The following is a 22,207-nucleotide window of genomic DNA, read 5'->3' as shown; positions in this document are numbered from 1 at the left end:
AGATATGCCTGCCAAGGAAATCAGATTTGCCGGAAACGCCCGCGACAAGATGCTCAAGGGCGTCGACATCCTGGCCGATGCCGTGAAGGTGACGCTGGGCCCGAAGGGCCGCAACGTGGTGCTCGAGAAGTCGTTCGGCGCGCCGCGCATTACCAAGGACGGCGTGACGGTGGCCAAGGAAATCGAGTTGGCCGACAAGTTCGAGAACATGGGCGCCCAGATGGTGCGCGCGGTCGCCAGCAAGACCGCCGACCTGGTTGGCGACGGCACCACCACGGCGACGGTTCTGGCCCAGGCCATTGTGCGCGAAGGCGCCAAGGCGGTGGCTGCCGGCATGAACCCGATGGACTTGAAGCGCGGCGTCGACCTGGCCGTCGAGGCGGTGGTCGAGGACATCAGGAAACGCTCGCGCAAGATCGCGTCCAACGACGAGATCGCCCAGGTCGGCACCATTTCCGCCAACGGCGATTCCGAGATCGGCAGCTTCCTCGCCCAGGCCATGGAGAAGGTTGGCAAGGAGGGCGTCATCACGGTCGAGGAAGCCAAAAGCCTGCAGACCGAGCTTGACGTGGTCGAGGGCATGCAGTTCGACCGCGGCTACGTGTCGCCCTATTTCGTGACCAACGCCGAGAAGATGCAGGTCGAACTGGAAGACGCCTACATCCTGATCCACGAGAAGAAGCTGTCGGGCCTGCAGCCCCTGCTGCCGGTACTGGAAAAGGTGGTGCAGAGCGGCCGCCCGCTGCTGATCGTCGCCGAGGACATCGAGGGCGAGGCCCTGGCCACCCTGGTTGTCAACCGGCTGCGCGGCGGGCTGAAGGTTGCCGCCGTCAAGGCCCCCGGCTTCGGCGACCGCCGCAAGGCCATGCTGGGCGACATTGCCATCCTGACCGCTGGCCAAGTCATCTCGGAAGACGTCGGCATCAAGCTGGAGAACGTGACCATCGACATGCTGGGCCGCGCCAAGCGGGTGGTCATCGCCAAGGAGGATACCACCATCATCGAAGGGGCGGGGGCCAAGGCCGAGATCGCCGGTCGCTGCAGCGAGATCCGCAAGCAGATCGAGGACACCACCTCGGATTACGACCGCGAGAAGCTGCAGGAGCGGCTGGCCAAACTGGCCGGCGGCGTCGCGGTGATCCGCGTCGGTGGCGCCACCGAGGTCGAGGTGAAGGAGCGCAAGGACCGCGTCGACGACGCCCTGCACGCCACCCGCGCCGCGGTCGAGGAAGGCATCGTCGCCGGTGGCGGCGTGGCGCTTCTCTATGCCTCCGAGGTTCTCTCCAAGGTCAAGATCGACAACGAGGACCAGAAGGTCGGCGTCGACATCGTGCGCCGCGCCCTTCAGACGCCGGCCCGCCAGATCGCCGTCAACGCCGGGGTCGACGGCTCCATCGTTGTCGGCAAGTTGCTCGAAAAGCAGGATCGGAACCTGGGCTTCGACGCCCAGACCGGCGAGTACCGCGACATGCTCAAGGCCGGCATCATCGATCCCACCAAGGTGGTGCGCTCGGCCCTGCAGGACGCGGCGTCGGTGGCCGGTCTCCTGATCACCACCGAGGCCATGGTTGCCGAGAAGCCGGAACCCAAGAAGCCGCTGCCGGGCGGTGCCCCGGGCGGCATGGGCGACATGGACTTCTAGGCGAAGCAGGCGCCAACGCCGGCCTTCGGGCCGGACAAGCTAGGGGGCGGTCCCGTCGGGGCCGCCCCTATTTTGGGGACACCATACTTAATTAAGCTTAATTAAGTATGGTGTCCCCAAAATACTTGGCGGCTATTCGAAGTATTCGGGATGGCTGGTGCGCAGCACTTCCTGGATCACGAACACCTGTTGCAGGTGATGGCCCATCGCCTCGCCGGCGCCCGTTGGATCGCCCTTGGCGATGGCGTCGATGATGGCCTTGTGCTCCTTGACGATTTTTTTCGAACGGGACGGCATCGGCAGCACGAAATGGCGCAGCCGGTCCATCTGGAATTTCTGGACGTGCATCAGGCGCCAGACGCCCGGGTAGCCGGCGAAGTCGGCGATGGTGTGGTGGAAGAGCTCGTCCAGCTTATAAAAGCCGGGGACGTCTTCGCGGCCGACGCACTCCTTCTGCTGGCTCAGGATGCCGCGCAGGACCTTGACCTGGTCGAGGGTATGCTCGCGGGCGAGGTGGTGCACGAGGGCGGCCTCGACGGCGCGCCGCACGAAATACACCTCGCGCACGTCGCTCATGCGGATCGGCGAGACGCGCGTTCCCGACTGCGGGAAAATTTCGACCAGCCCCTCGTTCGCCAGTCGGATGATCGCCTCGCGAACCGGCGAGCGGCTGGTCCCGAACTGTGCCGCCAGATCGTTGACGGAAAGGGCCTCGCCGGGCTTGAGGCGCAACGAGACGATGTCGTCGCGGATGCGTTCGTAGACCTGCACGGTGGCCAGCCGGGTTCTGTCGAGAACGAGCGGGGCGGGAGCAGGCATCGCGGATTTCTCTTCCTTGGCTTTTGCCGCAGCGGAGCTGTCTTTCATGAGTCGCGGGCCTCTTCCTTCGCGCCAGAGCTCTGACCGGCGCATTCTGGCAAAACGGCTGGCCTTCAACAAGGCCGTTGCACTTCACATACTAATATATTAGTATGTTTAGTCGCTCGGCACCGAACCGTTCCGCCGGCGCGAACGAACAGAAGGCCGTCTCGACGACGGGTGGATAGGAAAAGAAATGGTTGCGATTAAGTCCGTAGTGTGTGCCCTGACCGATTGTCCGCTCAAGAACGCGGCGGTGTTCGCGACCCGGCGAGTTGCCTCGCGGCAATACCTCCTGGTCCGCATCCAGTGCGACGATGGTCACGAAGGCATCGGCGCGGCATATTGCGGCGATCGCGGCGGGGAAATCGCTTTTGCCGCCGTCGAACATCTGCTGGCCCGCAAGCTGATCGGCCAGGATCCCTACGCGACCGAAGCCCTGTGGCAGGAGATGTACCAGGAATCGCTGTTGCAGGGACGGGCGGGCGCCACCATCCGCGCGCTCAGCGCGCTAGACATCGCACTTTGGGACCACAACGCCCGGGCGGTCGGATTGCCTCTTTGGAAACTGCTCGGCGCCTTTTTCCGGGACACCGTGCCGATCTACGCCAGCGGCGGATATTACTATGGCGCCGACGAGCCCACGCATCTGGCCAAGGAACTGGGTGGATATGTCGCCGCTGGCTTCAAGGCGGTCAAGATGAAGGTTGGCCGGGCCGCCCTTTCCGAAGACCGGGCGCGGGTCGCTGCTGCCCGCGAGGCGATCGGCCCCGACGTCCGGCTGATGATGGACGCCAACAACGGCTGGACCGATGTGCCAGGCGCGCTGGGGTTTCTGCGGGCCGTCGAGCCATTCGATCCGTTCTGGATCGAAGAGCCCTTCGGCCCCGACGACATCGACAACCATGCCCGCCTGGCAAGGCAGACTTCTATTCCGATCGCCAGCGGCGAGATCGAAGTCGGCCGCTGGCGGTTCCGCGAATGGATTCGCCACGAGGCGATGCAGATCGCCCAGCCCGACGTCTTCGCTTGCGGCGGCATCACCGAATGGAAGCGTATCGCGGCCTTCGCGGCGGCGTGCGGCGTGCCCGTCTGCACTCACGCCTGGCACGACTTCCATGCTCCGCTGATCGCTTCGGTCCCCAACGGCATGTATGTCGAGGTTTTCACCGACGATCGGATCGTCAATCTCCAGTGGCTGCTGGACGAACCCCTGGAAATCCGGGACGGACGGATGGTCCTTTCCCAGAAACCGGGCCTCGGCTTCGGCTTTGCCGAAAAGACGGTCGCCAGGTTCGCCACGATTCCGTGGCGTGAAATGCGGGACGCCCGCTGAGCGTGTGCGGCGGAGTTTCCGCGCCAACATCGATGCAAATAGGGAGTGCAAAATGCCGAATCGTAAACTCTTGTTCGCAACGGCGGCGGGGCTGGCAATGGGCGTCCTCGCCAGTGGCGCGGCCAAAGCCGAATACCCGGAGCGCCCGATCAGCATGATCGTCGCCGCCGAGCCCGGCGGCGGAACCGACATCCTGGCCAGGACCTTTTCGCCCTTTGTCGAGAAGTATCTCGGCGGCGCCTCGATCACCATCATCAACAAGCCGGGCGCCGGCACCGAAATCGGCCTTACCGCCATCGCCAAGGCCAAGCCCGACGGCTACACCATCGGCATGATCAACGTGCCGTTCGTCGTCGCCATTCCGATCGAGCGCAAGGCCGCCTTCAATCTGGACAGCTTTGCCCTGATGGCCAATCTGGTCGACGACAGTTGCGCCTTCGCCGTGAACGCCAACAGCCCATTCAAGACACTGGCCGACCTGGTCGACTACGCCAAAAAGAATCCTGGCGCCGTGACGGTCGGCACCTCGGGGGTCGGCAGCGACGATCACTTCGCCATGGTGCTCTTCGAAAAGACGACCGGCATCAAACTGACCCACGTGCCGTTCGCCAGTGGCGCGCCGGTACGGGCGGCGACGTTGGGCGGCCACATCGCCGTTGGCGCCTTCAACATCAGCGAAACCCTCGACTATTTGAAGGAAGGGACGATCCGCGTCCTCGGCGTCATGTCCAAGCAGCGCTCGGAGTTGGCGCCCGATGTGCTCACCTTCAAGGAGCAGGGCTATGACGTCAGCATGTCGTCGCAGCGCGGCATGGGCGGCCCCGCCGGCATTCCGAAGGACCGTCTCGACAAGATCCTCTCGGCCATTTCCCAAGCCATGAAGGACCCCGATTTCCGCGCCGCTGTGAAGAAGATGAATATTCCCCTCGACTACATGGCGAGCACCGAATACGAGGCCTATCTGCGCAACATGGACACCCAGTTGCAGGCCATGTGGAAAGAAGATCCCTGGAAGAAGAAGTAACGTTTCGCCCAGCATCTAGGGTGGCGCCCACGGCGCCACCCGTCCTTTTCCGGGGCGCCGTTCGTGAAATGATTGCGGGTGCATCATGTTGCTGAAATCCAGGGAGCGGGTGGCCGCTCTGACCGTCTTTCTGCTTTGTGTCGCGGCGTGGAGCCACGTTCCCTCGATGCCGGCCGAGGCGGCGCTGTTCCCGGAATTGATCCTTGGCCTGGCGGCGATTCTGACCCTGGCGTGGGGTGGTTCGACCTTTTTTTCGCGTTCGGCCGCGGGTTCCGAAAAACTCCGGGAAGTGGCGCCGCCGTTTACCGAAAACCCCCGCAACCTGCTGTTGTTCGTGCTCTGTCTTGTCGCCTACGTCGGCCTGATCGATATCCTCGGTTATTTTACGTCGACCATCCTGTTCATGGCGGGATCGACCCTATGTCTGGGCTTCCGCAGGCCGGCGGCGATCGCCGGGGCCATTATCGGTTTTGTCGGATTCGTCTACGTCATTTTCGTCGTCATTTTTCAGCGCCCGCTGCCGATCGAATTTTTCCAGGCCTACTGACGCGCCCATCGGCTTGTTGATCGCGGACCATTGACTCAGCAGGGAACTCGTCATGGAAGCCTTCCTTTCGGCATTGCCCCACGTCCTGACCTTGGACGTCCTTCTCGCCATGGTGCTCGGCGTCATGGGCGGAATCATCATCGGCGCGCTGCCCGGCCTGACGGCGACCATGGGTGTCGCGGTGCTCATCCCGGTGACCTTTTCCCTCGAGCCGCTGACCGGTCTCGGCATGATCGCCGGCATCTACCAGGGCGGCATGTACGGCGGGGCGATTCCATCCATTCTGCTGCGCATCCCGGGAACGCCGGCGGCCATTGCGACGACCTTCGACGGCTACCCGATGGCGCAAAAGGGCGAGGCCGCCTACGCGTTGCGCATTTCCCTGGTGTCCTCGGCCCTGGGCGGCGTGGTCAGCGCCTTCGTCTTGATGGGGCTGGCCCCGCCGCTCTCCAAATTCGCCCTGAATTTTGGTCCGGCCGAGTATTTCGCCCTGGCGACCTTCGGGCTGGCAAGCATCTCGGTCCTGTTGGGCGGCTCGGCGATCAAGGGCCTGCTCAGTACCTGCTTCGGCCTATTCGTCGGCGTCGTCGGCATCGATCCGCTGACCGGCTACGAACGCTACACCTTCGACTCCATGCATCTGGTCAGCGGCTTCGACATGGTGGTGCTGTTGACCGGCCTTTACGCGGTGCCGCCCGCTCTGATCATGGCGGAGCAGGCCATCAAGACGGGGGCAAGCGGTGCCATCCTGGAACTAAAAGAGACGAATACCCGCTTCCGGGACTGGCTGAGGTTCTGGAAGGTTTGGCTCCGCTCGTCGATCATCGGATGCGTCATCGGCATCATCCCCGGTGCCGGCGGCAACATCGCGTCCATCATGGCGTGGAACGAAGCCAAGCGCACGTCGCCCACCCCGGAAAAGTTCGGCACAGGGATGCCCGAGGGCGTCGCCGCGCCGGAGTGCGCCAACAACGCCGACACCTCGACGGCTCTTATTCCCGCCGTGACGCTGGGCATTCCCGGCAACGCGGTGTCGGCAGTGATCCTGGGCGGCCTGCTGGTCCACGGCATGCAACCCGGACCCGGGCTGTTCCGCGACAATCCGGACATCATCTACGGGTTCATGATCGAGATGCTGCTGACCACCGTCATCATGTTCGTGCTCGGGCGGTACGGTGCCAGGCTCTTCATCCAGGTTCTGCGGGTGCCGCCGGTCCTGCTGGTGACCATGATCGTTCCGATGACCTTCATCGGCGCATTCTCGATCCAGAACAGCATGTTCGACATCTGGATGTGCCTGGCCTTCGGCGTGGTCGGCTACATCATGGAGAAGCTGGATATCTCGGTAGCGCCGGCCGTGCTGGCACTCATCCTCGGGCCGATGGCCGAAACCAATCTGCGCCGTGGTTTGTTGATCAACCACGGCGACTACAGCTTCCTGTTCCAGCGGCCGCTGTCCTTGTGCATTTTCCTGCTGACGGCGTTCGTCCTTTTCTACCCGTTCATCCGCACATGGTTCCACAAGCGGGATAAGGCGTAACCTGCGGGCGGTCCCGGCGGGGGCCGCCCCTTTCACGGCTAGTAGGTGGCCCGTCCTCCCGACAGGTCGAAGCAGAAGCCAGTGGTGAAGCTGCATTCCGGGGAAACGATCCATTCGATCATCGCCGCCGCCTCTTCCAGTTTGCCGGTCCGCTTCATCGGGATCTTGTCGGTCATGTACTTGACCTGATGGGCGGGCATGGCCGCCACCATGTCGGTCAGGATGACGGCCGGGGCCAGCGCGTTGATGGTGATGCCGGTTTCGGCGTAGTCCTTGCCGGCGCTTTTCACCAGCCCGATGAGCCCCGCCTTCGAGGCTGAATAGGCCAGCATCCCGGCGTTGCCGTCCTTGCCCGAGATGGAGGCCACGTGAAGGATGCGCCCGTAGCCCTGTTCGAGCATGACGGGCACCACCGCCTTGGTCAGCAGAAAGGCTCCGGTCAGGTTGATGCGCAAGACCGCTTCGAAGTTGGCGGCTTCGACCTGGTGGGCCGGGATGCCGGTCTTGCCGGTGATGCCGGCGCAGTTGACCAGGATGTGAATGCCCGAGTGATGGGCTCGCGTCCGCTCGATGGCGGCGGCGACGGCGGCCTCATCCGTGATGTCGACATCCTGGCATTCCAGAACCAGGCCTTTTTTGGCGAAAGCGGTGCCGGCTTCCGCCAATGCGCCGGCATCGCGGTCGTAGCCGGCCACGGCGGCGCCGCGTGCGGCCAGCCGCTCGGCCACCGCCCGCCCGATGCCGCGCGCCGCCCCGACGACGACGGCCGTCTGCTGCTCGAAAGTCATGGGTTGTCACTCCTGTCCGCCCGTTCCGGGTCGCCATACTAGCCGATTTGTCGCGAACATTTCATCCAACGGGAACGAAATCCCGGTTGATGGCGTTGCGGCGGCGACCATACTAGGGCGTCTCATCGCACGGAGCCTGCCATGCCGATACCCTCTCCCGACGCCCCGCTTCCCAATTCCACGGCGGCAAGGGACATCGCCTATCACCTGCACGGGTTCACCGATCTTGCGCGCCATCGCGAGGCGGGGCCGCTGGTCATCTGCCGCGGCGAGGGGGTCAGGGTATTCGACGAGGCCGGCAACGGCTACATCGAGGGCATGGCCGGACTGTGGTACGCCTCGCTGGGCTTCAGCGAACGGCGGCTGGCCGAGGCGGCGCACCGTCAGATGGAGCGGCTGCCTGCCTACCACACCTTTTCGGGCCGGGTGCCCGACGTCGTCGCCGAACTGGCCGAACGGCTGGTCGGCCTGGCGCCGGCGCCGCTGGCCCGGGCGATGTTCTGCAACTCGGGCTCGGAAGCCAACGACACCGCCATCAAGCTGATCTGGCAGGTCAACAACCTGCTGGGCCGCCCCGCCAAGAAGAAGATCGTCGCCCGCACCGGGGCCTATCACGGCGTCACCATCGCCGCCGGAAGCCTCAGCGGCCTGCCCTTCGTGCACGGCGGCTTCGACCTGCCGGTGCCGGGCTTCCTGCACACCACGCGGCCGCACCATTACCGCGAAGGCACGCCGGGCGAGAGCGAGGAGGCGTTCGCCAGCCGCTGCGCCGAAGACCTGGAGAAGCTCATCCTCGCCGAAGGCCCCGACACGGTCGCCGCCTTCTTCGCCGAGCCGGTGATCGGGGCGGGCGGCGTGGTGGTGCCGCCGGCCACCTATTTCGAGAAGATCCAGGCGGTGCTGAAGCGCCACGACGTGCTTCTCGTCGCCGACGAGGTGATCTGCGGCTTCGGGCGCACCGGCAACCTGTGGGGGTGCGATACCTATGGCATCACGCCCGACATCCTGACCACCGCCAAGGCGCTGTCGGCGGGTTGCGCGCCGATCGCCGCCGTGCTGGTATCGCAGGCGATCTATGACGTCCTGCTTGGCTCCAGCGAGCGTTACGGCATGCTCGGCCACGGCTTCACCTACGCCGGCCATCCGTTGAGCGCGGCAGTGGCGCTGGAGACGCTGAAGATCTACGAGGAGCGCGACATCCTGGGCCATGTGCGCGCCGTCGCGCCCCACTTCCAGAAGGGGCTGCGCGCCTTTGCCGGCAGTCCGCTGGTCGGCGAGGTGCGCGGCGTCGGTCTGGTCGGCGCCGTGCAACTGGTCAAGGACAAGCCGGCGCGCGCCTTTTTCGACCCCAAGCAGCGGGTCGGCCTGTACCTGATCGAGCGTGCCCAGGCCTATGGCCTGATCACGCGCAGCATGGCCGACGCAATTGCTTTTTCTCCGCCGCTGATCATTTCAGAGGCCGAAATCGACGAGATGCTGGACGCCTTCGGGCGGGCGATGCAGGATACGGAACGATGGGTCGCCGGCGGCATGCCCGCCGTCTGAGCGCGGCAAGGTGAGACAGCGGAACAAACGCCAACGAGAGGGGGCTTCGATGACCAAGATGATCGAGCATTTCTTTTCCATCACCTCGCCGTGGACCTTTCTCGGCTTCCAGCGCCTGAGCGAGATCGCGGCGCGCAACGGCGCCACCGTCGTCCACAAGCCGGTGGACCTGGGCAAGGTGTTTTCGGTTTCCGGCGGGCTTCCGCTACCCAAGCGGTCCCCGCAGCGCCAGGCCTACCGGTTGGTCGAACTGGCCCGCTGGCGCACCTACCTCGGCATTCCGATCAACGTCCAGCCGAAGTTCTTCCCGGTCAAGGGCTGGCCGGCCGCCGGCATGGTCATCGCGGCGCGCGAGCGCAACCAGGATTACGGCACGCTGGCCCACGCCATCCTGCGCGCCGTGTGGGTCGAGGAGCGCAACATCGACGACGCCGCCACGCTGGAGGCCATCGCCGCCGCCCAGGGCTTCGACGGCCGTGCCCTCATCGCGGCGGCCGAGGGAGAGGCGGTGAAGAAGACCTTCGAGGCCGACACCCAGGAGGCCATGGACCGCGGCGTGTTCGGCGCACCGACCTACATCTACAAGGGTGAGATGTTCTGGGGCCAGGACCGCCTCGACTTTCTGGAGCGGGCCGTCAAGCAGGGTTGAGGCCGGCATTCCATGCGTCGACAGGCCAAGCATGAGGTTTCTTATTGAATCCGGCAGCGCCCGGCGCCCTTAGAAGGCTTTGATCGGCAGCATGTCGGCGGCGTGCGTCAGCACGGTGACGCGCGCCCGCGGCCCGGCCAAGCTGAACGCCCGCTCCAGCGCCTGCCTCACGGACGGCGCGTGGATGTGCCCCAGTTTCTTCTTGTGCTCCGCCGGGATGCCAGGCGAATAGGTGATGATGGTGGCCTTCTCGCGCACCAGCGCCCAGGCGACGGCCAGCGCGGTGGCCACGCCGTCCTTGAGGACGCCCTTGCGGTAGGCCGCCTTGATCTCCTCGGCCGGCCAGGCCGTGAAGTCGAGAAGGTCGGTGTGCACCGGGCTGATGCCTTCCGGGGCTGGCGTGCAGACGATGATGACCCCGCCTCTCTTCACCATGCGCTGCGCCGGGTATTGTGCCTTATGCGACTGCCAGAAATCGATGTCGCAGGGGCAGGAGTTGGCGATCACGATGTCTGGCGTCTCGTGGTAGGGGATGCCATAGATCTCGCGAGCCAATGCGACGGCCTTTCGGAACGTCGGCCGCATTTCGCCGAAGAAGGCGCCGACCACGCCGCCCGCCGAGTTCATCACCACGTTGAAGATGGTCCTCATGCCGACCCGGTCGGCCATGGAGTCGAGATCGCGGCGCACCGGGTTGTCTTCCAGCCCCAAAAGCGAATCCCGCTCCGAGCATGACAGCAGATGGGTCTCGGCGGTGGTTTCGAAGCCGCAGATGCCCGGCTGAATGATCTTGGAGGACCCGGAGAAGCCGGGAATGTGGTGCGGCACGACGGCACCAATGCCGATGATGACGTCGGCCTCGACGGCCGCCCTGTTGACGACCAGCGGTGTGCCGTGCTCGGAGATGCCGAGATCGACCAACTGTTCGGGGTCCTTCCATTCGTGATTGACCACGCGGATGCGCCGGTAAACGGCCTCGCCCACCTTGGTCCCAAGCTCCGCCTCGGTCATGTAGCGGTGGGTGCCCAAGGCGATCATGCAGGTGATCTTGCCGTCCGCCACTCCGGCGGCGTTGAGGTGATCGAGGATCGGCGGGATGATGCGATCGGCCGGCGTCAGCCGGGTGACGTCGTCGGTGACCAGCAAGACCGTGTCGGTCGGTTTCACCCAGGCTTCCAGCGGCGGCTGGCCGATGGGGGCGGCGAGCGCGCGGGCGATCTCGCCGTCGATGTCGGCGACGGCCAGGCTTTCGCGTGGGCTCAGCACCTCGATCAGATTGGCATCGGGGACCTCGAAGGAGAGGGGCTTGCCGTCGAAGGGGATGGTGACCTTGGCCATAGCCGAACGCCTTCCGCCGGTAGCGCTACCGTCAAGGCTGTCACCCTAGCATGGCGTGTTCGTTCGAGCCAACGCTGCTCGGCACCGTCTGGTGCGGACTTTCCGGTAACGCTATCATAAGGTCGGCGAAGGTGAGGGGGACGATGACGAGGGACGAGGCCGTCCGGCCGCGGACCGGGCGCAACCGCAGTCGCAACCGCAAGAACCGGGTGACGGTCAAGGACGTGGCCGAGCGCGCCGGCGTCGGCACGATGACGGTGTCGCGCGCACTCCGGGCGCCCGACAGCGTGTCGGCGAAGTTGCGCGAGCGCATCGAGCAGGCGGTGGCCGACCTGGGCTACGTGCCCAACCGGCTGGCCGGCGGCTTGGCGTCGTCGCGCACCCGTACGGTGCCGGTGATCATCCCGTCGCTCTCCAACGCCGTCTTCCCCGACATCGTCGAGGGGATATCGAGCGTGCTCCAGCGCCACGACCTGCAGATCCTCCTCGGCAACACGCAGTATTCGCTGGCCGCCGAGGAGGCTTTGGTCTCGACCTTTCTCAGCTGGTCGCCCGACGGCGTCATCATCACCGGACTGGAGCACAGCGAGCGGACGCGCCGCATGCTGGCTGCCGCCGGTATCCCGGTGGTCGAGATCGTCGAGTGGGGCGAGGCCCCCATCGACATGAACGTCGGGCTGTCGCATGTCGCCGCCGGTCGGGCGATGGGCGAGTATCTGATCGGCCAAGGCTATCGGCGCATCGCCTTCGTCGGCCCGCAGATGGAGCGCGATGTGCGCGCCGCCAAGCGGCTGGAGGGGTTGCGTACCGCGCTCGCCGCCGCCGGGCAGGAAGGCGGGCCGGCGCTGTCGCTCGATCGGCCGTCGGCCGTACGGGCCGGCGGCGACGCGGTGTCGCAGCTTTTGGGCGAGGCCCCCGACATCGATGCCGTCTTCTTCGCCAACGACGACATGGCGGTGGGCGGCCTGCTGGAATGTCAGCGCCGCGGCATCGCGGTGCCGGGGTCGCTGGCGATCGCCGGGTTCAACGGCCTGGAATTCTCAGGCGAAGTGATGCCGCGCCTCACCACCATCCTGACGCCGCGCCACGAGATCGGCCGAAGGGCCGCCGAGATGCTGGTGGCCCGGCTGGCCGGCCAGGCGGTCGCCGAAACCCGCGTCGACGTCGGCTTTACCCTGCTCAGGCGCGAGAGCGCCTGACGCGCTGTCGGCGTTCTACGTGGCGGGCTGGATGCCGAACCGCTGATAAACGAGGTCGCGCCGGCGTTTCATTTCGTCGTCGGCGAACCCGGAATTGCAGATGATTTCCAGGCGTCCAATCCGGGACTTTCCCGAGTAGTAGGACGAATAGAACTCATTCAACTCCAGTTCCTCAAGAGCTGCGGTTGCCAGCCAGTCTCCGGACCTTTTGGGGTCCGGGATGGGCCACGCCTCGGAGCGCCTTCCCGGCGCCAGAAACGGTTCGGCCGGATCGACCTGGCGCCGTTCGAAAATGGCGGCGCAGAGCTGCCGGAGCGACGTGATGGCAACGTCCCTGGCACCGTACTCCCTGGCGATGCGGGCCAAGCTGCTGGCGCGGAGAAATGCCGTCGGCTCGGCGGCATAGCGCTGGAAATTCTCGAAGGCCGTCTTCAGGGCGGCAAGGCGAACCGCCATCGGCAACGAGCTGTCCTGCGCAAGGACGTATAACGCCAGCGATGCGATGACGTCGGCGCATCGGCCGACAATGGGAAAGCGATCCCACTTGGCGCTGAGAATCGCACCATAGGGGTGTCGGGTGAGCATCGAGCGCCAGTCGGCGCCGGTCGCGGCGGCAGGGTCCATGGCGATCTCGGCGCTGTCGACCAGCAAGCCGCGAGCGGCGAGTTGGGCGGCGCGGTCGGGCTTGCAGCAAAAGAGGTTCAACAAATAGCTGTCGGGCTGCTCACCGCTGACGACAGGAACCAAGGCATCCAAACCCGGGACAAGCCGGTATGAATGGTAGCCCAGCGCCAGAAACTCCTTGGCCAAGTCCAGGTGCCAGCCGTGCCCGTCCTTGATTTCGTACTGGATCAAGGGGGATTCAGACGCCAGGAAATCGCGGCCGCCCCGAAGCACATTCATTTCCTGGCCCTCGGCGTCGAGCTTGATGAAGTCGATGCCCCGCCAGCCGTGCTGCAATCTGGATTGGTCAAGAGTGACGACGGAAACCGTTTCAACGGCGCCGTCCGGCGCCGCGCCGTCCGCCAGTTTGTTCAACTCGGAATTGTCGCTGAGCGACAGTTCGGCGGTTCCAGAGAAGTCGGAGACGGCGCTTTGTTCAAGGGTGACATTGGAAAAGCCGTTGACGGTGACGCCTGCGGCCAGCAGTCGGGCGGTGCTGGATGCCGGCTCGAACGCCCACACGTGGCCGGCCGGCCCCGCCAGATTGGCGATGACCAGCGTATAGACCCCGTGATTGGCGCCGATGTCGATGGCTTGCCAACCTGGCTCGATGACGCGCCGCAGGAACTTAATCTCGTCCTCGAACCAGTCCTGTTGCTCGCGCAAGACATACGGTGTGATCAGGTGCGGGGAATCCGGGGCAACGATTTTCACGCCGTCGCTAAGCGGGTAGGTGGCGTCGGGGATCATTTGTTGGTTGGCCTCTGGCGGGTAACAGTGCATTGCCTTTTCACGCTACCACGCAGCCCGGTTTAGGACTAGGCGCCCGGTCGCCACCGCAGCGCCGCCACCTCTAGCGCGACAGCGCGGCCACCGCGAACCACGGGCGGCCGTCGGTCCACAGGCGGCGCACGGTCCAGCCGGCGCCGGCTGCCAGCGCCCTGAAGCGGGCCGGCGTGTACTTGTAGCTGTTTTCGGTATGGATGGTTTCGCCCTCGCGAAAGCGGACGGCCGCCCCGGCGATTCTGACCGTCAGGGGACGACGGGCCTTCAAGTGCATCTCGATGCGGCTTTCCTTCGGATTGAACCAGGCGCAATGGGCGAAGGCGTCGAGCGGGAAATCGCAGCCCAGCTCGCGGTTGAGGTGGGTGAGCGCGTTGAGATTGAAGGCCGCCGTCACCCCTTGGGAATCGTTGTAGGCTCTCTCCAGCACCGCGTGGTCCTTGATGAGGTCGAAGCCGACTACGAAGGTCGAGCCCGGCCCCAGCGTCCTGCCCGCCGTTTTCAGGAAGGCCGCCGCCTGTCGGGGGGTGAAATTGCCGATGGTCGAGCCGGGGAAAAAGCCGACCGGCCGTCCCGGCAGGTCGGGCAGGCTGAAGGCCTGCGTGAAATCGGCGGCCAGCGGATAAATGGGCAGGCCGGGATAGGCCCTGGCCAGACGTGCCGCTGACTGCTCGAGGTGGCGACGCGAGATATCGACCGGGACGTAGGCGGCCGGGTCGGCGAGCGCGTCGAGCAGGATGCGGATCTTTTCGCTGGAGCCGCTGCCGTACTCCACGATGGCCGCCCGCCGCCCCAGCGTCTCGGCGATCTCGGCGCGACAGTCGCTTAAGATCCCCGTCTCGGTGACGGTCGGATAGTATTCCGGCAGCCGGCAGATGCGTTCGAACAGGCGCGAGCCGCGCTCGTCGTAGAAGTACTTCGGCGACAGGGTCTTGGGGGTCGCCAGCAGCCCGGCCAGCACCTCGTCGCGCATGCCGGACGGCGGTTGCGGAGGGGGGCGAAGCCGGCCCGCGTCGACTTGGCCTTCCGGCGTGGCGTCGAACATCAGCCGTCCTCCGCCAGCCGGAGACCCATGAACTGCCAGCGCTGGTGCGGATAGAAGAAGTTGCGGTAGGTGGCGCGCACATGGCCGCGCGGGGTGACGCAGGAGCCGCCTCTCAGCACCATCTGGCTGCACATGAACTTGCCGTTGTATTCGCCGAGCGCCCCGATGGCCGGCTTGAAGCCGGGATACGGGCTGTAGGGCGATGCCGTCCATTCCCAGACTCCGCCGAAGAAGCCGGGCCCGCCGTCGCCAGCCGGGGCCGGCACCAGCCGCCCGTCCTCGACGAACTGGCCGGCGGCGGGGTCATGCTTCGCCGCCAGCGTTTCCCATTCCGCCTCGGTGGGCAGCCGCCTGCTGGCCCAGCGGGCGTAGGCGTCGGCCTCGTAGTAGCTGACGTGGCAGACGGGCGCCGCCGGATCGGGGGTGATCGGCCCGTGCAGGGTCAGGCACGCCCATCCGTCGTCGTCTTCCCGCCAATAGCGGGGCGCCCGCCAGCCGCGGATTTTCACCGTCGCCCAGCCGTCGGCCAGCCACAGTTCGGGCCGAAGGTAGGCGCCGTCGGCCATGAAGGCTATCCATTCGCCGTTGGTCACCGGGCGGTCGGCGACGCGGAAAGGCCGGAGCAGCGTTTCGAAGCGCGACCCCTCGTTGTCGAAGGCGAAGCCGGGACCGGCATGGCCGATCTCGACGCGCCCACCGGGATGTTCGATCCACCCGGCGTTCCCACCGGCGGCGCCGGCGAGGTGGGGCACCGGCGCCACATAGGCCGGCCGCAGCGGGTTGCGCGACAAAAGATCGAGGATATCGGTGAGGATGAGCTCCTGATGCTGCTGTTCGTGATTGAGGCCGATCACGACCAGGTCTTCAAGCTCGGCATCGACAGGGCCGTTCAGCAGATCGAGCATGGCGGCATCGACGAAGCGCCGGTATTCCTTGACCTCGTCGAGCGAGGGACGGGTCAGCATGCCGCGTTCGGGCCTCGGATGGCGCTCACCCAACGCCTCGTAATAGGAATTGAAAAGGTAATGCCATTCCGGCCGATAGGGGCGGTAGCCTGGCGCCCAACGGGCCAGCACCATGACTTCGAAGAACCAGGTGATGTGGGCCAGATGCCACTTGGCCGGGCTGGCGTCGGGCATTGACTGGACGGCGGCGTCTTCGGGGCTCAAGGGCGCGACCAGCCGCTCGCTGGCGCGGCGGACATCCTGGTAGCGGGCGGCGAGGCCGGTTCTCTCGGGATGTCTCTTCGCTTCTGGTTTGGGCATCTGTCCCTTTCCTTCGCGATGGTGACGGGGCCGTGGGAGAACTCAACCAACTGGGCATATGTTCCGCGAATTTCAACGTTTCCGGCGAACACTAGGGCGTGACCATTTGGGCGGCCAAATCACGGCTCTGAAATTTTATTTCGCGGTATTCCTTGACTTCCGGGATCGGCGGGCGCATTTACAGCCCTGCAATTGCTTGCGATCGCGTAAAGGGCTCCCGGCAACCGGGATACCCCAGTCTCAAGACAATTTCCGAAAATTTCCGTTTTCCAAGTGCGCGTGGAAAATCGGCCAACGCGCCAGGAGGCGTCTGCGTACCCGCGATGGGCGCGCTGCCCCGGCGCATAAGGAATGAACCCTTAATGACGACTCTGACTTTTACCGAACTCGGCGTTGCCGAGCCGTTGCGGCGCGTTCTGGTCGCCGAGAATTACACCACCCCCACCCCCATTCAAACCCAAGCCATTCCACTGCTGCTGGCCGGCCGCGACATCTTGGGCATCGCCCAGACCGGCACCGGCAAGACGGCGGCGTTCGCGTTGCCGATCCTTCAGCGTCTGGCCGAGGCCAAGGCGCCGGTGGCGCCCCATTCGGCGCTGGCGCTGATCCTGGCGCCGACCCGCGAATTGGCGCTGCAGATCGGCGACAGCTTGGCCACCTATGGCCGGCATCTCGGTCTGCGCCACACGGTGATCATGGGCGGCGTCAAGGCCAACGCCCAGATCAAGGCGATGGCCCGTGGCGTCCACATCCTGGTCGCAACCCCGGGCCGTCTGCTCGACCTCGTCAACCAGCGCCAGATCCGCCTCGACAAGGCGGCGACCCTGGTGCTCGACGAGGCCGACCGCATGCTCGACATGGGCTTCGTGCGCGACGTCCGTAAGATCGTGGCGTTCCTGCCCAAGGTCCGCCAATCGCTGCTGTTCTCGGCCACCATGCCCAACGACGTCGCCAAGCTGGCCGGCGAGATCCTGCACAATCCCACCCGTGTCGAGGTATCGCCGCGCACGATGACGGCCGATCGCGTCGAGCAGAGCGTCTTCTTCGTCGACACCGCTGCCAAGCGCGACCTGTTGGGCCAGCTGCTCAAGGCGCCTGAAATGTCGCGCGTCATCGTCTTCACCCGTACCAAGCACGGCGCCAACAAGGTCGCCAAGCAGCTGGGTCTGACGGGTGTCGAGGCCGAGGCCATTCACGGCAACAAGTCGCAGTCGGCGCGCCAGCGGGCGCTCGAGCGTTTCCGCAGCGGCGACGCCCGCGTTCTGGTCGCCACCGACATCGCGGCGCGGGGGCTGGACGTCGATGACGTCAGCCATGTCATCAACTACGAACTGCCGAACGAGCCGGAAAGCTATGTGCACCGCATCGGACGGACGGCGCGGGCCGGCGCCGGCGGCATCGCGCTGTCGTTCTGCGACCCCAGCGAGCGGGCTTATCTGCGCGACATCGAGAAACTGACCAAGACGCCGATCAAGGTGGCTGCCGGCCAACCGGTTCGCGCCACCGCGGCGCCAAGTGCGCGGCCGGCGGCATCCAACGCCTCCCGGGCCGCCGCGACGGCGCCCCAGACGCGCCGCCGCCGGTTCGACGACGGCCGGGCCCACCGCGCGGCCTGAACCACACACCATAGCGACCGATAGTTTTCGGGGGCGGGGGAGCTGACGCTTGGGAGTCGGCTCCCCCGCTGCCGTTTTGGGGCCACCGACTTAGCTTTCCGTCTGCGACGGCTTCTTGCGTCGGTTGCTCGACCAAAGATTGAGCGCCTCGACGCCGGCCGAGAAGGCAATGGCGAAGTATAGATAGCCGCGCGGCACGTGATAGTGCAGGCCGTCGGCGACCAGCGCCATGCCGACCAGCAGCAGGAAGCTTAGGGCCAGCATCTTGGACGTCGGGTGGTGCTGAATGAAGGTGCTGACCGGGCCGGCCGCCAGCAGCATGACCAGGATGGCGATGACGACGGCGGCGATCATCACCGGCAGGTGGTCGCTCATGCCCACCGCGGTGATTACCGAATCGATGGAAAACACGATGTCCAGGACCAGGATCTGGCCGATGGCGGCGGCGTAGCTCTGGGGCTTTTTCGCCGGGCCCTCGTGGCCGCTGCCTTCGACGGTATCGTGGATCTCCATGGTGCCCTTGGCCAGCAGGAACAGGCCGCCGGCGATAAGGATGATGTCGCGCCAGGAAACGGCGAAATCGCCGACCACGAACAGCGGCTGGGTCAGGCCGATGATCCATACCAGGCTGGCCAGCAGGACCACTCGGCCGAACAGGGCCAGCGCCAGGCCCAGCCGTTGGGCGGTCTTCTGCCGCTCGACCGGCAGGCGTGCGGTGACCACCGAGATGAAAATGACATTGTCGATGCCGAGCACGATTTCCAGCGCGGTCAGGGTCAGCAGGCTGGCCCAGATGTCGACGTCGAAGATCCAATCGAGCATGAGTGTGTCCATAGGTGTGGGGGTTGGAGTTCGTTAGGCGCGCGGCAGGAGGTCATTCCGCCAGCGGCGGATCGACCGCCGGCTCGGCGGCGGACAAGGGCGCTTCGGCGGCCGGCTCGCGGGGGGCGCGCACCGAGCGGCGGTGCGGGCGCCCGAAGACGCGCGATGCCAGGGGCGAGGGCACCGGCCGGGCCTTGCAGGCCGACCACATGGCCTTGATGCCGCCGGCTCGCAGGCGCGCCGTCATTTCCTCGATGGTGACGGCGCCGGCGACGGCGATGCGCAACAGCCGCCTGGCCGTCGCCAGCCATAACGGCGTGACGATGAGGGTGAAGGCCGTGATGGTGACGATCAGCTGAAAACCGGCGGCGTCGATCAGCCCGCTGTCGCGTCCGATGCCGCCCAGCAGGAACGAGAATTCGCCGATCTGGGCCAGCAGGACGCCGGCGATGAAGGCGTGCTGCCAGGGTTCGCGCAGCAGGATGAGGACGCCGATGTTGAAGCCGGTCTTGACGACGGTGATGATGAACAGGATAAGCAGCACGGTGCCGATGTTGGCCCATACGTAGTCGAGATCGATGAGCAGCCCGATCGACAGGAAAAAGACCATGATCAGGATGTCCTGGATCGAGCGTACGCTGCGCAGAAGGATGTTGCGCGCCGTGCTGTTGCCGACCACCAGGCCGGCCAGGAAGGCTCCGTAGGCCGCCGACAGGCCGATCAGGCCGGTCAGCGTCGCCGCCCCGAAGCAGAGCGTCAGGCCGTACAACGGCCTCAACTCGGGCGAGGCGACCAGCACGCCGGCAAGCGGCAGGCGCACCCGCTCCCGGCGGCTCAGGTACCAGACCAACGCCGCCAGCAGGAAGAGGGAGAGCGCGATCTTGCCAAGGCCGAGCGCGATGTCGCCGGTGCCGGCGAACAGGCCCAGGATCAGCATCATCGGCACGATCGCCAGGTCCTGCGCGATGAGGATGCCGACCGTGATCTGGCCGACCTGGGTGCGCAGGATGTTGAGCTGTTCCAGCATCTTGACGGCCACCGCGGTGCTGCTGACGGCAACCACGAAGCCCATCAGCACGGCCACCGCCAGCGGGAATCCCAGGGCCGCCGCGAAGAGGCCCATGACGGCGGTGGCGCAAAGGATCTGCAGCGCGGCGGCGGCCAGTGCGACGCCCCAGATGGCGCGGAAGCTGCGCAGGCTCAGTTCCATGCCAACCAGAAACAGCAGCAGCAGCACGCCCAAGTCGGCCAGGAAGCCGATGGCGTCGCGGATCTCGACCAGGCCGAACCCCGACGGGCCGAGCACGATTCCCGACAACAGATAGCCGACCAGCGCCGGCTGGCGCAGCCGGGTCAGCACCAGGCCGCAGACCAGGGCGACCAGGATGACGGCGGCCAGCGAGATGAGGTCGGCGGAAACGTGCACGGACGGACAGCTCCCTTTTGCGATGCGTCGTCCATGATATTGGGTGCTAGGCCGGCTCGCGCATGAGCGTGCGAGCGAAAAAGCGACAAAGCCGGCGAGGCGGCGCAAAAAAGAAGGCGTGAGCTGGGCTCACGCCTTAGTTTCAGTGCAGGAACGCTAAAGTGAGGGAGTATCACGGGCGGCCGCGTCGCTTGGGCCGCCAGGTCGGGCACTGAAGGTTAGTTGGATTCCTCGTCGAGCATGGGCAGCGACAGGTCCATCTCGGTCGGCAGGTCGATGACCTCCTCGAATTCCTTGATCTGGTCCAACGCCGGGCCCATGGCGATATCGGTCTTGCGTTCGGTGATGACCTCGACCACGACCGGCACCGACATCTTCTTCGATTCCTCGCGGGCCCACTCGATGGCCTCGCGGATCTTGCCGGGCTCCTTGACCCGGGTGGCGCGGCAGCCGAAGCCTTCCGCCACCTTGACGAAGTCGACGCCGTAGCCCTCGTTCTCGGGGTTGTTGATGTTGTCGAAGCTGAGCTGGATCTGGAAATCCATGTCGTAGGGCTTCGACGCCATGCGGATCAGGCCGAGGTAGGCGTTGTTGAAGAGGATGATGACGAACGGCACCTTGAACTGGGCGGCCACCGCCAGTTCCTCGATCAGGAACTGGAAGGAGTAGTCGCCGACCACGGTGACCGCCTCGATCTCGGGGTCGGCCAGCTTGGCGCCGATGGTCGCCGGGACTTCCCAGCCCAACGGTCCGGCCTGGCCGCAGATCAGGTATTTGCGCGGCTCGTAGACGCGCTGGAACTGCGCCGAGGCGATCTGATAAAGGCCGATGGCGGTGACGAAGCGGGTATTGCGCGGGAAGATCTCGTTGATCTCGTGGAACACCCGCTGGGGCTTGATCGGCACGTTGTCGAAGTCGGTGCGCCGGCGCATGGTACGCCGCCGTTCCTGGACGCGGGCCACCCAGTGGTTGGGACGCTTGAGGTGGCCGACGGCGTCCATCTCGCGGGCGACGTCGATGAACATCTGAAGCGTCGCCTTGGCGTCGCCGACGATGCCGAGGTCGGGGCAGAACACACGGCCGATCTGGGTCGGCTCGATGTCGACATGGACGAACGTGCGCTTGCCGCGATAGGCCTCCAGCGCCCCGGTGTGGCGGCTGGCCCAGCGGTTGCCGATGCCGAGCACGAAATCGCTTTCGAGGAACGAGGCGTTGCCGCAGCGCCGCTGCGTCTGGGTGCCGATCATGCCGGTGTTCAGCGGGTGGTCGTCGGGGATGGACGTCCAGCCCATCAGGGTCGGCGTGACCGGGCAGTTGAGCAGCTCGGCGAACTTGACCAATTCCTCCGACGCATCGCCGGAAACGACGCCGCCACCGGCGACGATGACCGGCCGCTTGGCGGCCATCATCATTTCCAGCGCCTTCTCGATCTGCTTGCGCTGCGGGACCGGCTTGAAGACCTCCAGCGGATGATCGACCTCGGGATCGTACTCGATGGTCTCCTTCTGGATGTCGATCGGAAGGTCGATATGGACCGGCCCCGGACGGCCAGAGCGCATGATCTGGAAGGCCTGGCGGAACACCCACGGGATCTGGGCGGCTTCCATGACCGTCACCGACCACTTGGTGACCGGCTTGGTGATGGCGGCGATGTCGACCGCCTGGAAATACTCGCGGTGCAGTTCGGCACGCGGCGCTTGGCCCGTGATGCAGAGGATCGGAATGCTGTCGGCCTGCGCCGAATAGAGGCCGGTCACCATGTCGGTGCCGGCCGGACCCGAGGTCCCCATGCAGACACCGATCTTGCCGCTGGCCCGGTTGTAGCCCTCGGCCATGTGGCTGGCCCCTTCCTCGTGGCGGGCGAGCACGTGGTTGATGCCGGAGCCGCGCAGGGCGTCATAGAGGGGCAGGATGGCGGCGCCGGGAATTCCGAATACGGTGGATACGCCCTCGCTGCGGAGGATGTGAACGACGGCTTCCATGGCGGTCATCTTGGGCATTGTCGGGCCTCCGGCGGGGGCGAGAAGTGAACTGCGAGAGATATTGGATTGCACTTCCGTTTGGCGCAATCGAAATTGGATTTGATTTCGTAATATGGTACGTATGCAAAAAAGCCGTTGA

General features: G+C 65.6%; 18 protein-coding genes. 9 read left to right on the top strand and 9 right to left on the bottom strand.

The annotated features are described in order from the left end of the window. Window positions 1-4: 4 nt before the first annotated feature. Window positions 5-1,642: a chaperonin GroEL gene (gene groL, locus ODR01_RS14925; RefSeq protein ID WP_316978476.1), complete on the top strand. Its 1,638-nt coding sequence runs from the start codon at window positions 5-7 to the stop codon at window positions 1,640-1,642. A 132-nt stretch (window positions 1,643-1,774) separates the two neighbouring features. On the opposite strand, the gene ODR01_RS14920 is transcribed toward groL, so the two are convergent. Continuing rightward, the gene (locus ODR01_RS14920; protein WP_316978475.1) at window positions 1,775-2,461 is read right to left on the bottom strand and encodes a GntR family transcriptional regulator; all 687 of its coding nucleotides are present in this window, start codon (window positions 2,459-2,461) and stop codon (window positions 1,775-1,777) included. Between the two features lie 235 nt (window positions 2,462-2,696). On the opposite strand from ODR01_RS14920, the gene ODR01_RS14915 reads away from it, so the two are divergent. The 4 genes from ODR01_RS14915 to ODR01_RS14900 all read left to right on the top strand — a co-directional run bounded on the left by ODR01_RS14915 (window position 2,697) and on the right by ODR01_RS14900 (window position 6,947). Next, on the top strand, window positions 2,697-3,836 hold the full coding sequence (locus ODR01_RS14915; protein ID WP_316978474.1) for a mandelate racemase/muconate lactonizing enzyme family protein: 1,140 nt from the start codon (window positions 2,697-2,699) through the stop codon (window positions 3,834-3,836). Window positions 3,837-3,888: 52 nt separating this feature from the next. Beyond that, on the top strand, window positions 3,889-4,860 hold the full coding sequence (locus ODR01_RS14910) for a Bug family tripartite tricarboxylate transporter substrate binding protein (protein WP_316978473.1): 972 nt from the start codon (window positions 3,889-3,891) through the stop codon (window positions 4,858-4,860). Between the two features lie 85 nt (window positions 4,861-4,945). Then, window positions 4,946-5,407, top strand: a complete 462-nt coding sequence (locus ODR01_RS14905; RefSeq protein ID WP_316978472.1) for a tripartite tricarboxylate transporter TctB family protein — start codon at window positions 4,946-4,948, stop codon at window positions 5,405-5,407. A gap of 52 nt (window positions 5,408-5,459) precedes the next feature. Then, window positions 5,460-6,947 carry a tripartite tricarboxylate transporter permease gene (locus tag ODR01_RS14900; protein ID WP_316978471.1) on the top strand — a complete coding sequence of 496 codons (1,488 nt, stop codon included), beginning with the start codon at window positions 5,460-5,462 and terminating at the stop codon, window positions 6,945-6,947. Window positions 6,948-6,985: 38 nt separating this feature from the next. On the opposite strand, the gene ODR01_RS14895 is transcribed toward ODR01_RS14900, so the two are convergent. Next, window positions 6,986-7,735 carry an SDR family NAD(P)-dependent oxidoreductase gene (locus ODR01_RS14895; RefSeq protein ID WP_316978470.1) on the bottom strand — a complete coding sequence of 250 codons (750 nt, stop codon included), beginning with the start codon at window positions 7,733-7,735 and terminating at the stop codon, window positions 6,986-6,988. A 141-nt stretch (window positions 7,736-7,876) separates the two neighbouring features. On the opposite strand from ODR01_RS14895, the gene ODR01_RS14890 reads away from it, so the two are divergent. Both ODR01_RS14890 and ODR01_RS14885 read left to right on the top strand, forming a co-directional pair. Continuing rightward, window positions 7,877-9,280, top strand: a complete 1,404-nt coding sequence (locus tag ODR01_RS14890; protein WP_316978469.1) for an aspartate aminotransferase family protein — start codon at window positions 7,877-7,879, stop codon at window positions 9,278-9,280. A gap of 49 nt (window positions 9,281-9,329) precedes the next feature. Continuing rightward, window positions 9,330-9,929, top strand: a complete 600-nt coding sequence (locus ODR01_RS14885; RefSeq protein ID WP_316978468.1) for a 2-hydroxychromene-2-carboxylate isomerase — start codon at window positions 9,330-9,332, stop codon at window positions 9,927-9,929. 69 nt (window positions 9,930-9,998) lie between these two features. Here the strand turns inward: ODR01_RS14885 and larA are convergent, their stop codons facing one another. Beyond that, complete coding sequence (larA, locus tag ODR01_RS14880) at window positions 9,999-11,267, bottom strand: nickel-dependent lactate racemase (protein WP_316978467.1); 1,269 nt, start codon at window positions 11,265-11,267, stop codon at window positions 9,999-10,001. A gap of 143 nt (window positions 11,268-11,410) precedes the next feature. Between larA and ODR01_RS14875 the strand changes: the two genes are divergently transcribed. Beyond that, on the top strand, window positions 11,411-12,466 hold the full coding sequence (locus ODR01_RS14875; protein ID WP_316978466.1) for an HTH-type transcriptional regulator GntR: 1,056 nt from the start codon (window positions 11,411-11,413) through the stop codon (window positions 12,464-12,466). Window positions 12,467-12,481: 15 nt separating this feature from the next. On the opposite strand, the gene ODR01_RS14870 is transcribed toward ODR01_RS14875, so the two are convergent. From ODR01_RS14870 to egtB, 3 genes are all read right to left on the bottom strand, one after another. Continuing rightward, complete coding sequence (locus tag ODR01_RS14870) at window positions 12,482-13,879, bottom strand: FkbM family methyltransferase (RefSeq protein WP_316978465.1); 1,398 nt, start codon at window positions 13,877-13,879, stop codon at window positions 12,482-12,484. Between the two features lie 103 nt (window positions 13,880-13,982). Beyond that, window positions 13,983-14,957, bottom strand: coding sequence for an L-histidine N(alpha)-methyltransferase (egtD, locus tag ODR01_RS14865; protein ID WP_316978464.1), 975 nt, complete (start codon window positions 14,955-14,957; stop codon window positions 13,983-13,985). Beyond that, entirely contained in the window at window positions 14,957-16,222 is a 1,266-nt protein-coding gene (egtB, locus tag ODR01_RS14860; RefSeq protein ID WP_316978463.1) for an ergothioneine biosynthesis protein EgtB, read from the bottom strand. Before egtB ends, egtD begins: the two co-directional genes overlap by 1 nt. 362 nt (window positions 16,223-16,584) lie before the next feature. Between egtB and ODR01_RS14855 the strand changes: the two genes are divergently transcribed. Next, window positions 16,585-17,838 (top strand): DEAD/DEAH box helicase, encoded by a 1,254-nt coding sequence (locus ODR01_RS14855; RefSeq protein ID WP_316978462.1) that lies wholly within the window; start codon window positions 16,585-16,587, stop codon window positions 17,836-17,838. A 90-nt stretch (window positions 17,839-17,928) separates the two neighbouring features. Here the strand turns inward: ODR01_RS14855 and ODR01_RS14850 are convergent, their stop codons facing one another. The 3 genes from ODR01_RS14850 to gcl form a co-directional block, all read right to left on the bottom strand. Beyond that, on the bottom strand, window positions 17,929-18,660 hold the full coding sequence (locus ODR01_RS14850) for a TerC family protein (RefSeq protein ID WP_316978461.1): 732 nt from the start codon (window positions 18,658-18,660) through the stop codon (window positions 17,929-17,931). A gap of 52 nt (window positions 18,661-18,712) precedes the next feature. Continuing rightward, window positions 18,713-20,086 (bottom strand): cation:proton antiporter, encoded by a 1,374-nt coding sequence (locus ODR01_RS14845; protein WP_316978460.1) that lies wholly within the window; start codon window positions 20,084-20,086, stop codon window positions 18,713-18,715. Between the two features lie 218 nt (window positions 20,087-20,304). Further along, window positions 20,305-22,086 carry a glyoxylate carboligase gene (gcl, locus tag ODR01_RS14840; RefSeq protein ID WP_316978459.1) on the bottom strand — a complete coding sequence of 594 codons (1,782 nt, stop codon included), beginning with the start codon at window positions 22,084-22,086 and terminating at the stop codon, window positions 20,305-20,307. Window positions 22,087-22,207 lie beyond the last annotated feature (121 nt).

Source organism: Shumkonia mesophila (assembly GCF_026163695.1).
GTDB lineage: Bacteria > Pseudomonadota > Alphaproteobacteria > Rhodospirillales > Shumkoniaceae > Shumkonia > Shumkonia mesophila.
This window is presented reverse-complemented; position numbering and strand designations above follow the sequence as displayed.